The sequence below is a fragment of the Leptotrichia sp. OH3620_COT-345 genome (assembly GCF_003932895.1).
Lineage (GTDB): Bacteria > Fusobacteriota > Fusobacteriia > Fusobacteriales > Leptotrichiaceae > Pseudoleptotrichia.
In genome coordinates, this window is the sequence record NZ_RQYW01000021.1 from 16466 (window position 1) to 31088 (window position 14623).

Consider the following 14623-nt stretch of genomic DNA (forward strand, 5'->3'; position numbering starts at 1 on the left):
ATTATGGAATACATGTTTATAAAGGGAACAGAAAGATTATTTGTACTGTTTCACGGAACAGGGGGAAATGAAAACAGCTTGTTGTTTCTAACAGGAGAACTGGATCCCTATGCAAGTGTACTAAGTTTTTTAGGAAATGTAGGAATAGGAAAAAATAGAAGATTTTTTGCTCCTCTTGTAAATAAAAAAATGGATAAAAATGAAGTGACAAGAAGGAGTTATGAATTTTTTAAAAAATGGGACAGTTTTAAATTTGATGAAATAAAAGAAATAGTATTTATAGGTTATTCAAATGGAGCAAATTTTATACTGGGACTTTTACAGGAACGTCCGGACATTGCAAATAAAACAATATTGCTGCATCCAAGTAATTTAGGTTGGATTTTTAAGGAAAAACCTTTAAAAAATAAAATTATTGCAACTACAGGAGCAAGTGATATTATAGCTCCTGCGGGAGATGTTATGAAATTAAAAAAAGAATTTGAAAATATCGGGTATAAAGATTTTCAAGTTATACTTCTTGATGGGGGGCACGGAATAAGTGATGAAGAAGTTGAAAAATTAAAAAAATTTAAATAATTAATAAAAATAAAAAAACAAAAGAAAGAAGTGATATATTATGGTAGAATTAGGAATAAGTTCATTCGGAGAGACAACACCTATGGAGAAAACAGGAGAAGTACTTTCACATGATGAACGTATTAGAAACATGGTAGAAGAAATAGAACTTGCAGATAAAGTAGGGTTGGATATTTATGCGATAGGCGAACATCATCGTTCTGATTTTGCAGTATCCGCTCCGGAAATTGTCCTTGCGGCGGGAGCGGTAAATACTAAAAATATACGTTTATCCAGTGCGACAACGAACATATCGTCAAATGATCCTGTAAGAGTTTATCAGAATTTTTCGACAGTTGATGCCTTATCAAACGGCCGTGCTGAAATTATGCTGGGAAGAGGATCATTTACAGAATCATTTCCTTTATTCGGTTATGATTTGAAAGATTATGAAGAACTGTTTAATGAAAAGATGGATATGATACTTGAAATAAAAAAGAATGAAATTTTGAATTGGAAAAGCAGAAAATTTACTCAGAACGTTGATGGAAAAGGAGTCTATCCGAGAGCGGTTCAGGAAGATTTTCCTATCTGGGTTGCAACAGGTGGACATATAGAATCAACATTAAGAATTGCAGAAAAAGGACTGCCTATTGTTTATGCCATTATTGGAGGAAATCCTCTGGCATTCAAACAGTTAATAGATATTTACCGTAAATTTGGAGAAGAAAGTGGGCATAATCCTGAAAAACTTAAAGTTGCAGCTCACTCATGGGGATTTATAGCTGATACGACCGAAGAAGCAGTAAAAAAATATTTTTATCCTACAAAGGTTCTTACAGATCAGATCTCTCGTGAAAGAGCTCATTGGAGAGAACTCAGCAGAGATAGATATATGCAATCGGTAGGACCAAATGGTGCAATGTTTGTGGGGTCTCCTGATGATGTTGCTCAGAAACTGATTAAAGTAATAGAAGATCTGGGACTGGACAGATTTATGTTGCATGTACCTATAGGTTCGATACCTCATGAAGATACTATGAAATCTATTGAACTCTTCGGAACAAAAGTTGCCCCTATTGTAAGAGAATACTTCGGTAAGAAAGCAAAATAAATAAAAAGAGTGGAATTATTTCAAGTAGATAATATCAAAATCAAGGATATTAATTTTATTTGAAGAAAATTCCTCTTTTTTTCTATTGAAAATATAATTTAAAAGTATATTGAGATTACAAAAATGTTAAATTCTATAAAATATAAAAATATAGAGGATATAAATATTTAGAAACCAAAAAAACTTAGTAGATAAAATAACAGTAAGATGTTATTTTTAGGAAAAATTGGACTATAAATTTTTCAGAGTATATAAAGTAAAAAGACTGTTGAGATATCATCAGTCTTTTCTGTTAATTAGATCTATCTTTTAAAATTTGTTTTAAGCGGTTTTATAATCGTAGACAGGGAAGTAAAAGAATAACTTAGGATTATCAAAAAACGAGATTTATAAAAGTAATTTAAGAGCTTTTAAAAAAACTGAGGATCTGAAGAGTCCCGATTTGTATCCGATGGGTAATAAATATAAGAGATAAATTAGTTTTGAGTAATAAATTGGCTTACTGATGAAAATAGTTACAGCATACTTTACTTTTTGAGAATATTGGGAAGAAGCATTCAGTATTTTTGACAGCCTCAAAAAAATTAAAAAATTACGGTAAATTTGGAAACTGAAAAAACACAAGTTATTTTATTAGAGTTCAATATATTGAATTTATTAAACTACAATATATTGAATTAGGTAAACCAGTAGTAAACCAACCGAACTTCAAAATAATGAACTTTTATGTTATTTATGTGAATTTTCCCAAAAAATATGATAAAATACACCAATAGAAAATATAATGTGATATATTCTTAATTAAGTAGCATTTAAAGGCTTCTGAAATAAAAAAAGACCTTGCTGTTCAGACAAAGTCTTTTCTTAAGGAAGTTATGAAGAAAAAAGTTAATTTATCACTTTATATAATTATATTAAACGAATAAACTTAGAATAGGCTTATTATTTCATATTAAATGATTTATAAATACTTAAAACAAAAAAATATATTTATTTAAAGTATACCTATACTGTGAAAAGATAAAATAAAATTAAAAGGAAAGAAATCGAATGAGTAAGAAAAGAAATATTAAAATTGTTTATCAATATGACGGGAGTAAATTTTCAGGTTTCCAAAGACAGAAAAATGGAAAAACGGTTCAGGGAGAAATAGAAAGAATAGTATTGAAAAATTTTTCCCAAAAAATAAATATGATTTCAGCGGGCCGTACAGATAAAGGAGTCCATGCTATGGGACAAGTTTCTAATTTTTTTATTGATGAAAAAATTCCTCTTGAAATTATAAAAAAACAGATTAATAAAAGTTTGGCGGGAGAAGTAAAAATTTTATCAGTTGAAACCGTAAATGATGAATTTAGTGCAAGGTTTGATGCAAAAAGCAGAACTTATCTTTATATAATGAAGAAAGAAGAAGAAATAACTCCATTTGAAGCAAGTTATGTTGCAAAAATAAAAAAGGATATAAAATTGGAGATTTTCCGGAAAATAATAAATACTTTTATAGGTAAACATGATTTTAGCAGTTTTATGAAAAAAGATAGAGCTTTAAGAAATACGGTAAGGGAAATTTATGAGATAAAGTGTATATATAGTATAACGGAAAAAAAATATTATATAGAAATATCCGGCAGTTCTTTTTTGAAAACAATGGTAAGAATAATGATAGGAACTGCATTGGATGCTTATTTTAAGGGGGGGAAAGAAGATTATATAAAACAAAAATTGGAAAATCCTAATGTAGAGCAAAGAAAAATATTATCTCCTGCAGAAGGTCTTTATTTATATAAAGTTAATTATTAATGAATGAAAGGGAAAAGGAGAAAATTAATGAATGATTTTTATATCAGAGAATTGGATGCTATGAATGATTCGGAACTTCTTTTTGAAATAGTAGAACATGAAAATATAGTATTTGAAGAAGCTTCAGTAGGAAACTGGAATATAAAACCATTTGCAAAATATGGAAAGGTGTTTGCAATGCTTCATAAAAAAAATGAAAGAGAAAGACTTGTTTCAATAATTGAAGTTTTAAGAAGTTTTGATGGGAAAAAAGCTTATCTTTATGGAGTTTCAGCTGTTCCCGAATATGAAAAAAAAGGACATACGAGAAAACTTCTTGAATATGTAGTGAGCTATCTGGAGAGTAATAATATTTTTATTATTGAGTTAACTGTAAGCGTCGATAATGAGCGGGCGATAAAAATATATAAAAAAATGGGATTTAAAATAGTCGAGAATCTACAGAATGAATACGGTGATAATGAAGCCAGATATCTAATGAGGTATCAAAAATATTCAATTTAATGAAAAAAATAATACTTTGATAATAAAAGTAAAAAAAATATTTGACAAGTTAAAAGATGGGTTATAAAATTATAATGAATACAAATTTGAATGGGAGAGCTTTACTGAATAATTACATTTTATTTCTGTATTGTTTTTCAGAGTTTGGGAGAGAAATTATTTAAGGAGGAGATAATGTACATAGAAAATGTAGGAGAATATTTGAAAGAGAACGGAATAAAACCGTCTATTCAAAGAATAAAAATTTTTCAATATCTGTTGGAACATCACAGTCATCCTACAGTTGATGATATATTTCAAAGTCTTTCAACTGAAATTCCTACTTTATCCAAAACTACAGTATACAACACTTTAAACATTTTTGTTGAAAGTCATATTGTACATGAAGTAATAATAGAGGAAAATGAAGTGAGATATGATGTTATAACAGGCACTCACGGACATTTCAAATGTAAAATTTGTGGTGAAATTACCGATTTTGATATAGATTTATCCAAACTGGATTTACAGAAACTGGGACATGTGGAAATTGAAGAAACACATTTTTATCTTAAGGGAACATGTGTGAGATGTCTAAGAGATAAAAGAAAAAATTAAATTACCGGATGTCAAATTTATAAGTTTAATAATAAGAAAATCAAATTGAGTTATAATATTAAAAACTGAAGATTATATTAAATGCTGTTTAAAGTTTAGATTATCCAATAAGATCTTGCTTGGACAGCTCTTTTATATTCCTGATAATTAAAATGGATATGAAATATTAACGATAAACTTATTGCAACATTGATAATTTATTGATATAATAAACTTAACTGTAAAAAAATAGGAGGAAAAATGTCAGTAAGAAAACACAAAAGTACCATTAAAGTAATATCAATTATTTTGATTTTAGCTTTTGGAGTTTCAATGATATATGCAGGATGGAATTTCCTTAAGCAGAATGTGTTCGTTGGGACAAAAAAAGTAATAGCAGAAGTAAATGGAGAAAAAATTTATAGAGATGATTTTGAAAGAAATTATGCTGATTTCGAGTCCAGACTTAATTCACTGGTGGGACAAAAAAAACAGCAGTTGGCTCAAGTAGGTATTGATCCTAACGGATTTAAGACATTACCTGAAGAACTTATGAGAGAGTATGTGCTTAAAAGCATGATTGACCAGAAATTACTTCTATCTTCAGCTAAAGATCTGAAAGTAAAAGTCAGCTCAGCGGATGTTGAAAATAAAGTCAAAAGTGACCAGAATCAATATGGAGGAAAAGAAAATTTTATAAATTTTTTAACGGCAAACGGTTATAATTTAACTTCGTACAAGGAATTTGTAAAAAATGGAATGATACTTCAGAAAGTCTATGAAAAAATACAGAATTCACTGAAAATAAATGATGATGAATTGAAGAAAGTCTATGAAAGATATAAATATTTCAATTTTCAGGATCAGACATTTGAGCAGGCCAAACCTCAGTTAATTGAAACACTGAATAATGAAAATGCTGAAATGCTTATAAGTTCACACTTGGCAAAAGCATGGCAAAATGCAAAAATAACTGTAAAAAGTGACAAAGAAAGAAATGTCGATTATAAAAAAATGTATGACAATATTATAAAAACAATAGTTGAGAAGGATGGATATAAATTTGACGGAGCTTCTCTTAATGAAAAAATTATAGGAGAATTTGTAAGATCTGAAAAAGGTTATAGCGATGTTTTGGTAGAACAGGCTAAAAAATCTCTGGAAGCAGATTTGGATAAGCTTATAACAACTGCAAAAAAAGCTAAAGAAGTAGGGATAAAAGCATCATCTGAATTTTCAGGAATACAGGAATTAAACGATTATGCAAAAAAATATTATGATTATTTAATAGATACTTATAAGCCTTCCGAAGAAGCAATGATGGAAAAATTTAATTCAGGCAGAGATAATTATAATGTTCAAAATACGATAGCAGGTCAGGTTGTTGGAGATTACTTTCAGCCGTCTCAGGCAGACTTTGAAGTGATAAAAGTAAAAGCTCAGGAGATATTAAAAACTCTTACTATAGAAAACTTCAAAGAAAAAGCGAAAGAGCTCAGTCAGGATCCCGGGTCAAAAGACAACGGAGGTCAGTTGGGGGAAGTTGATTTGACACAATTAGTCCCCGAATTTGCTGAAGCAGTTAAAAAATCTGAAAAAGGAAAAATAGTAGGACCTGTAAAAACACAGTTCGGGTATCACATTATATATGTAGAGGATAAAAATTCATCAAATGAAAACAGTGCAAAAGTAAGCCATATTCTTATTACTCCTACAATATCCGAAGCTACAAAGCAGGAACTTATAAAAAGAATGAAAACTCTTAAAGATGAACTTGTTGCAAAGAAAGTTACGTGGCAGCAGGTAAATACTCAGGATAAATATAAATTTGAAGTAAAGGAACAGTTTAAGAAACTTCTAAAATCTCAGGCAATTCCGGGAGTAGGGAAATATGATTCTGAATTGAGTAATAAACTTTTTGCATCAAATCCAGGAGACATACTTGAACATCAGACAGAATACGGATATTTTTTATTAAGTAAAATTTCTGAAGTACCGTTTAAGGAAGTTTCTTTTGAAGATGTAAAAGAAAGAATAAGATTAGAGCTTGCCTTTGAATATGTGAATGAAGAAGTGGAAAAATAATGTAATGAAATTAAAATTTTCTTTTGAAAATAAATGAACATTGTGATATAATCAAATTGTTAAAATAAATAAATTATTGGAGGTAATTACAAATGACTAGAATTGAAGATATCTATGCAAGAGAGATACTTGATTCAAGAGGAAATCCAACTGTTGAAGTGGAAGTATTCTTAGAAGGTGGAGCTATGGGGAGAGCGTCAGTACCGTCAGGGGCATCTACAGGAGAACATGAAGCAGTTGAATTAAGAGATGGCGATAAATCCAGATATTTAGGAAAAGGTGTTTTAAAAGCTGTTGAAAATGTAAATACAGTTTTAGCTGAAAATTTAATAGGAATGGATGCATTGGACCAGGTTGCTATTGATAAAGTGATGATTGAATTAGACGGGACACCTAATAAGGCAAAATTAGGAGCTAACGCTATTCTAGGGGTTTCCTTGGCAGTTGCTAAAGCAGCGGCTAATCAGTTAGGAATACCTTTATATAGATATTTGGGAGGAGTAAATTCAAAAGAATTACCTGTACCTATGATGAATATTTTAAACGGAGGTTCTCATGCTGATTCTGCAGTAGATGTTCAGGAATTTATGGTACAGCCTGTAGGAGCTAAAACTTATAAAGAAGCATTAAGAATGGGAGCAGAAATATTTCACCACTTAGGAAAACTTCTGAAAGCTAACGGAGATTCTACGAATGTAGGAAATGAAGGAGGGTACGCACCTGCTAATATTAACGGTACGGAAGGAGCATTAGATATAATTTCCAAAGCTGTAGAAGCTGCAGGGTATAAACTTGGAGAAGACATAACTTTTGCCTTGGATGCGGCATCATCTGAGTTTTCTAAAAAAGAAGGAGATAAGTACATATATACATTTACAAGAGAAGGCGGAGTAGTAAGAACTTCTGAAGAAATGGTAGAATGGTATGCAGGATTGTGTGAAAAATATCCTATCATTTCTATTGAAGACGGATTAGCAGAAGATGACTGGGCAGGATTTAAGTTACTTACTGAAAAATTAGGTAAAAAAGTTCAGCTTGTAGGAGATGATTTATTTGTTACAAATACTGAAAGACTTGAAAGAGGTATTAAAGAAGGAATAGCAAATTCAATTTTAATAAAAGTTAATCAGATAGGAACTCTTACTGAAACTCTAGATGCTATTGAAATGGCTAAAAAAGCAGGATATACAGCAGTGATATCTCACAGATCAGGAGAAACTGAAGATGATACAATATCAGATATAGCTGTTGCTACTAATGCCGGACAAATTAAAACAGGTTCAGCATCAAGAACAGACAGAATGGCTAAATATAATCAATTATTAAGAATTGAAGATGATTTAGCTGATGAGGCTGTTTATCAAGGTAAATCTGCTTTCTATAACATATATAAATAATAAAGAAATAATAAACAGAGTGTTAAATACACTCTGTTTTTAAATATTACAATAAAATTTTAATATACAAATATTTATTGACAATAGAGATAAATTGTATTAAAATTATCCTATAGTAAAATAAATTTGAAATCACACTGAAATTTTATGAAAGACTAAAGTGAATGAAAGAGTTATAGTTTTAAATTAATTTTACAATAATAAAAATTAATTTGATATTATCATATAAATTGGGAGGAGATAATAATGACAGAAAGAAAAAATTCCGTAACATTTAAAGGAAATCCGGTAACGATACTTGGAGATGAAGTAAAAGTAGGAGATAAGGCAAAAGATTTTACAGTTTTGGCAACAGATTTAAAAGAAGTGAAATTAAGCGATTATGCAGGAAAAGTAGTGGTAATTTCAGTGTTCCCATCTGTAGATACAGGAGTGTGTGCATTGCAGGCGACAAGGTTTAATCAGGAAGCGGGGAAATTTCCTTCTGATGTGCAGCTTTTAACAATTTCAGCGGACTTACCTTTTGCATTGGGAAGATTTTGTGCTGATAAAGGAATAGAAAATGCTTTAACAGCTTCAGATCACAGAGAACTCGATTTTGGATTAAAATACGGTTTTGTGATAAAAGAATTAAGGCTTCTTACAAGAGGAACAATAATTGTGGATAAAGGTGGAACTGTAAAATATGTGGAATATGTTTCTGAAGTGGCAGAACATCCTGATTATGATAAAGTATTAGAGGTATTAAAAACATTGGTATAGTTTAGTTCGCTGTAAAATTTGAATATTGAAAGAGAACTGAAATTATAGAAAAAATTTTATTTGAAATTGTAATAAAATATATGCTTAAATTATTAAGATAAAATCCGATATTCAAATTATTTCAACAAAAAATATGTGGATGAGAATAAAGCAAAATCATTATTTGATTGAACGAGTTTCTGATTTTTAGTGAATAGAGTATTTTTGACTTGACTTTTTTACAAAAAAGATTGGAAAGATAATAATACTTCACACACAAAAATTTTTATAGAAAACCTAAAAAACTTTAAAATAGAATTATTATCTATTTTAAAGTTTTTTATTTATAAAATATCGTGTGGAATAGTTTTATTGTTAATTATTTACTGCTGTATTTTAGGAGAAGGTTCCAAAATAACAGGAATATTCAAAGTTTGTGAATTTCTTATTACTTTTAGAGTAACTGTCTGTCCCGCTTTTTTGGCAGCAAGTTCTCCTATAAAGGCTCCCGCAGAATTAACCGGTTTTTCGTTTACAGCAGTTATAACATCCTGTGCTTTAATCCCTGCTCTTTCTGCAGGAGAATTTGGAACAATCTGCGCAATGTAAACTCCATTTCCTGATTTTATATTAAGAATCTGCATTTTTTCAGAAGTCAAATTTTCAAGATAAATTCCAATATAAGGTTTTTCAAATTTTCCTGTGGAAATAATGGAGTCTTTTACAACAGATGCAAGATTTGAAGGGATAGCAAAACCTAATCCGATACTACCTCCGGAAGTAGATAAAATTGCAGTATTCACTCCTATTACTTTTCCGTTGATATCTACTAAAGGGCCTCCACTGTTTCCTTGATTTATAGCAGCATCAGTCTGAATAAAGTTTTCAATCTGTTCAATTCCTAATGAACTTCTTCCGGCTGCACTTACTATTCCTACAGTCATAGAGTCATTTAATCCGAGAGGATTACCGAAAGCTATTGACCATTGTCCGATTTCTATTTTGTCAGAGTCGGTAAATTCCAAAGGTTTAAACTTTTCATTTGATTCAATTTTTAGCACTGCTATATCTACTTCAGGAGAAGTTCCTACAAGTTTTGTAAGATATTCTTTTCCGTCAGTAAATTTTACATAAATTTCATCTGCATTATTTACTACATGGTTATTAGTTACTATATATCCGTCTTCAGATACTACAAATCCGGAACCTAAAGATCCCGATTCTCTTTTTTCTACTCCTCCTGAACGTCCAAATAACAATTCCTCTAAAGGATTATATGTATTTACGGTAATTGTTTTTTTAGTACGTATATTTACAATAGAATCTTTAGAATTTTTATACACATTTATAAATGCATCTTGAGTTTCCAAAGCATTTTTAGTGTGTTTTTCCTGTTCTTTCTGTGAAACTGTTTCTTTTTTCTCGACTTCTTGAATTTCCCCGCTTTTTTCTTTTAAAGGATTGAAGCAGCTTAAAACAGTTAATAATGAAAGTATAATTAATAATTTATTTCTTTTCACTTTAATTTTCCTCCTTTAATTATTTTATTATATATTAGGATAGTGTAAATATATTAAATACTTATATGAATTGTCTTTGTATTGGCTTAAAATAAAAAAAAGCGGGAATGTTTGACATTTACAGGTATAAAAGTTATAATATAACATCTATAAGTAGGGAGTAATTATGATAAAATTAATTTTACTTGATGTAGACGGTACATTGACAGACGGGGGAATATATAGGGGAAATGACGGTATAGAATTAAAAAAGTTCAATGTTAAAGACGGTTATGCAATTGTCTATGCTCAAAAAATAGGAATCAATTTCGGAATAATAACAGGAAGAAAATCCGAACTTGTAAAAATAAGGGCAGAAGAACTGAAAATGAAGTATATTTATCAAGGTATTTCTGAAAAAACATTAGTTTTAAAAGAAATAATAAAAATAACTTCCCTTAAAAAAGAAGAAATTGCTTATATGGGAGATGACCTAAACGATTTAAACATAATGAAAGAAGTCGGATTAAAAGGAGCACCTAAAGATGCAGCTAGAGAAATAAAAGAAACAGCGGATTTTATATCATCAAAAAAAGGCGGTTACGGAGCTGTTAGAGAATTTATAGAATTTATAATAAAAAAAGAAAATAAGTGGGAAGAATTTTTAAAAAACGTGAAATAATCACAAAAAAGATGAAATTAATACAAATTATTTAGGAGGAATAATGGGAATAAAGTATTTAGATGCCAAAAGACTTAGAGTAATTCTAATGGGAGGCGGAAAATGGGTGATAAAACATGAGGATATATTAAATGAACTAAATGTTTATCCTGTTCCTGACGGAGATACCGGAAGTAATATGTCCATGACATTAAATTCCATGATAACTGAATTGGAAAAAGAAACAAATGAAAAAACTTCCATGGAAGAAATTATAGGTGTAGTCGAAGAAGCTGTTTTAATGGGGGCAAGAGGGAATTCCGGAACAATTTTGTCCCAAGTTATAACGGGATTTTTAAAAGGAGTAGGAAATAAAATAAAATTGCTTCCTGTAGATGTCGCTGAAGCTTTTGTTAAAGCTAAAGAAACCGCATACGGTGCTGTAAGTGAGCCTGTGGAGGGGACGATGCTTACGGTTATCAGGAAAATAGCTGATAAAGCTGTTGAAATAGCTCCTAAAATGGATGATTTGATGACATTTTTAAAAGAAATAACTGAAGAAGCCGATAAAGCTGTCAAAGAAACTCCGGAACTGCTTCCCAAATTAAAAGAAGCAGGAGTTGTAGATGCTGGAGGAAAAGGATTATTTTATCTTTTTGAAGGATTTTATAAAGTAGCTACGGAACTGAATTTACTTTCAGAACTTCAAAAGGCACAAGTTAAAGAAAATGAGTTTGACAAGACAATAGCAAATATAGACCATGATCCTGAAAGTATACATTTTCAATATTGTACGGAGTTTATAATTTTAAATGGACAATTTGATACAGAAGAGTATAAAAGACGTGTTCTGGAATTAGGAGATTCTGCGGTTTTTGCTCAAACATCAAAAAAGTTCAAGACACATATTCACACAAACCATCCGGGAAAAGCAATGGAAATTGCATTGGAATATGGTCCTCTTGAAAAGATGAAAATAGAAAATATGAAATTACAACATGACAACTTACAGATTTTTAGTGAAAAGGATGAAGCTAAATTATTTAAAAATAATAAAGTTAATAAAACGGAAAATGCGTATATTATACTTGCAGACTCTGAAAATCTGAAAGATGAATTTTTAAAAGAAGGTGCAGATGTCGTAATACTCGGAGGACAAAGTAAAAATCCGAGTGTTCAGGAGATATTGGAAGCAATAAGTAAAGTTGACAGAAATAATATTTATATACTTCCTAATAATAAAAATGTAATAACTACAGCAAAACTGGCTGCGGAAAAATCAGGAAAAAATGTAATAGTTTATGAAACAAAGACTATGCTTGAAGGTTATTATTGTATAAAAAACAAAGGAGACGGAATAGAAGAAGTGAAAAACAGTGCTAACAGAAACTATTCCATTGAAATAACAAAAGCGGTAAGAGATACTAAAGTAGATAATATTACAATAGAAAAAGATAATTATATAGGACTTATAAACGGGAAAATTAAATATGTAAATAAAAAATTAAAAGGACTTACGGAAGAAATATTGAATCAGTTGGTCACATTAAATACTGTAACGGCAGTAATAGTCGAAGGTAATGAGAAAGACGAAGAAACTAAACAACTGATATCGAATAAATTAAAAAATGTAAAGGTAAAATATATAAACGGAGAACAAGAAAACTATTACTATTATATATATATTGAAAATAAAGATCCGAATATGCCTGAAATTGCAATAGTTACGGATTCGGTATCTGATCTATCAAAAGAAGATATAGAAGGACTTCCAATAAAAATAGTTCCTTTAAAAATAGATATAAACGGAGAAGTATTTAAAGACGGAGAGGAAATTTCGAAAACTGAATTCTGGAAAGAAATGACAGAAAAAGAATTGGAAATAAAAACATCTCAACCGTCTCCTCAAGAATTTTTAAATGCTTATAATAGGCTATTTGAAAAAGGATATAAAAAAATAATTTCCATACATCCTTCAGCTAAATTCAGCGGTACTTTACAGGCGGCAAGAGTAGGAAGATCACTTACTAACAGAGAAAATGACATAGAACTTATTGACAGTACAGGAGCATCTCTACTTGAAGGATTTCTTGCAATTGAAGCAGCAAAAAAATCTGTAAAAAGAGAAAACTATGGAGAAATAATAAATTGGGTAAATACATTTAAATATAAAGGTAAATTGTTAATTATAGTACCTGATTTAAAATATCTCGAAAGAGGAGGAAGAATAGGTAAAGCAAGTTCAGTTATAGCAGGTGCTTTACAACTTAAACCTATACTTACAGTAAGTCAGGGTGAAATTACGGTGGAAAAAAAAGTGTTAGGAGAGCGTAATGCACAAAAATATATTGAAAAATATATAAAAGATGAAAGTAAAAAACAGAGTTTAATAGTATTTACAGGTTGGGGAGGAGGACCTGAAGAACTTGAAAGTATAGTGAAAATTCATTCAGAAATAGGAGAAAGTCCGAAAATAAGTTTTCCTATATTAAATAGACAGGTCGGTGCTGTAATAGGAGCGCATGCTGGTCCTGTTTACGGAGTATTCATATTCCCGAGATTGAGCTAAAATGAGAAAATTATGAAGAAAATATGTTGAAAAGAGGTATTGCTTTTGAAGTTCATAAATTTTGATGAAATAGACTCTACAAATGATTATTTAAGAAAAAACCACAGATTAGAAGAATTTGAGGTTATAACCGCTAAGAAACAAACCGCGGGAAAAGGAAAAAGAGGAAGTGCGTGGATCTCAAATGAGGGAGCCGCACTCTTTTCTTTTGCAGTGGAGAATAATAAAGAAGGGTTACAGGAAAAGATAACAATTTTTAGCGGATATGCAGTATATGAAATATTAAAAAAATATATAGAAAAAAGTTTTACTGATTCCGCTTACTATCAAAACTTAAAGTTTAAATGGCCTAATGACATCTATTATAAAGATAAAAAAATATGCGGCATCCTGTGTGAAAAAATAAGAGAACATATAATAATAGGAATTGGAATAAATATAAATAATACTGATTTCGGAATGTATAAAGATAAAGGAATTTCTCTTTTTGAAATATGCGGCAAAAAATATTCCGTAGAAACTATAATAAAAGAAGTTATGTCATTTTTTGAAGAAAAATATAAAAGTGTAAACAAAAATTGGGAAAATATACTTGAAAAAATAAATGAGGAAAGTTACCTTAAAGGCAAAACAATAAAAATAAAAAAAGAAAAGAAACTGGGTGAAAAGGCTTATAAATTTTTACGTATAGATAGAAGCGGAAAAATATGCCTAATAGGAAAAGGAGACACTGAAGAAATAAAATTTGAGTCTTTAGATTTTGAAGTTATTTTATAGTTCTGATGTTTATGTATTATAATTTATTATTTAAAATAAAAACTGTAATAATTAAATATCATGACAGTTTGTGGAATAGTTTCTGGAATTAATGACAGTTGGCAGTAGTAAAACAAGCTGTATAATATGAGGAGGAGAGGCTATATTGTATTGGATGTCAAGACAAAAGCTAACTAATAAGTAGAGAGTAGAGATTGGGAAAAATTCTAAGCAAAGACATAGTAAAAATGGGGGGTATAAAGACAATGGGGAAAAAAAAGAAAAAAAAAGGGAAAAAAGTAGTTGACAAAGGTTAATAAATTTGATAATATAGATTTTGTCAATTGCGAGAGTGTTTGACGA

At 29.9% G+C, this 14623-nt stretch carries 12 protein-coding genes; 11 read left to right on the top strand and 1 reads right to left on the bottom strand.

Translation table 11 applies throughout. From position 1 onward, the window contains the following. Positions 1-3 precede the first annotated feature (3 nt). The 8 genes from EII29_RS10165 to tpx all read left to right on the top strand — a co-directional run bounded on the left by EII29_RS10165 (position 4) and on the right by tpx (position 8796). Positions 4-579 (top strand): alpha/beta hydrolase, encoded by a 576-nt coding sequence (locus EII29_RS10165; RefSeq protein ID WP_125237424.1) that lies wholly within the window; start codon positions 4-6, stop codon positions 577-579. Between the two features lie 40 nt (positions 580-619). Beyond that, the gene (locus EII29_RS10170; RefSeq protein ID WP_125237425.1) at positions 620-1672 is read left to right on the top strand and encodes an LLM class flavin-dependent oxidoreductase; all 1053 of its coding nucleotides are present in this window, start codon (positions 620-622) and stop codon (positions 1670-1672) included. Positions 1673-2722: 1050 nt separating this feature from the next. Continuing rightward, complete coding sequence (gene truA, locus EII29_RS10175; RefSeq protein ID WP_125237426.1) at positions 2723-3472, top strand: tRNA pseudouridine(38-40) synthase TruA; 750 nt, start codon at positions 2723-2725, stop codon at positions 3470-3472. Between the two features lie 27 nt (positions 3473-3499). Then, positions 3500-3976 carry an N-acetyltransferase gene (locus tag EII29_RS10180; RefSeq protein WP_125237427.1) on the top strand — a complete coding sequence of 159 codons (477 nt, stop codon included), beginning with the start codon at positions 3500-3502 and terminating at the stop codon, positions 3974-3976. 174 nt (positions 3977-4150) lie between these two features. Continuing rightward, positions 4151-4573, top strand: coding sequence for a Fur family transcriptional regulator (locus EII29_RS10185; RefSeq protein ID WP_125237428.1), 423 nt, complete (start codon positions 4151-4153; stop codon positions 4571-4573). A gap of 240 nt (positions 4574-4813) precedes the next feature. Further along, positions 4814-6637: a peptidylprolyl isomerase gene (locus tag EII29_RS10190; RefSeq protein ID WP_125237429.1), complete on the top strand. Its 1824-nt coding sequence runs from the start codon at positions 4814-4816 to the stop codon at positions 6635-6637. Between the two features lie 92 nt (positions 6638-6729). Further along, the gene (gene eno / locus EII29_RS10195) at positions 6730-8034 is read left to right on the top strand and encodes a phosphopyruvate hydratase (RefSeq protein WP_125237430.1); all 1305 of its coding nucleotides are present in this window, start codon (positions 6730-6732) and stop codon (positions 8032-8034) included. Positions 8035-8280: 246 nt separating this feature from the next. Further along, positions 8281-8796, top strand: coding sequence for a thiol peroxidase (gene tpx, locus EII29_RS10200; RefSeq protein ID WP_125237431.1), 516 nt, complete (start codon positions 8281-8283; stop codon positions 8794-8796). A 362-nt stretch (positions 8797-9158) separates the two neighbouring features. Here tpx and EII29_RS10205 read toward each other — a convergent pair whose 3' ends face one another. Continuing rightward, the gene (locus tag EII29_RS10205; protein ID WP_125237432.1) at positions 9159-10295 is read right to left on the bottom strand and encodes a S1C family serine protease; all 1137 of its coding nucleotides are present in this window, start codon (positions 10293-10295) and stop codon (positions 9159-9161) included. A 166-nt stretch (positions 10296-10461) separates the two neighbouring features. On the opposite strand from EII29_RS10205, the gene EII29_RS10210 reads away from it, so the two are divergent. From EII29_RS10210 to EII29_RS10220, 3 genes are read left to right on the top strand one after another with little or no spacing between them, the layout of a single operon-like run. Next, a complete protein-coding gene (locus tag EII29_RS10210) occupies positions 10462-10956 on the top strand; it encodes an HAD family hydrolase (RefSeq protein ID WP_125237433.1) in 495 nt (164 codons plus the stop codon). A gap of 43 nt (positions 10957-10999) precedes the next feature. Beyond that, positions 11000-13504, top strand: coding sequence for a DegV family protein (locus tag EII29_RS10215; RefSeq protein ID WP_125237434.1), 2505 nt, complete (start codon positions 11000-11002; stop codon positions 13502-13504). Between the two features lie 45 nt (positions 13505-13549). After that, positions 13550-14281, top strand: a complete 732-nt coding sequence (locus EII29_RS10220; RefSeq protein WP_125237435.1) for a biotin--[acetyl-CoA-carboxylase] ligase — start codon at positions 13550-13552, stop codon at positions 14279-14281. The last annotated feature ends 342 nt before the right edge of the window (positions 14282-14623 follow it).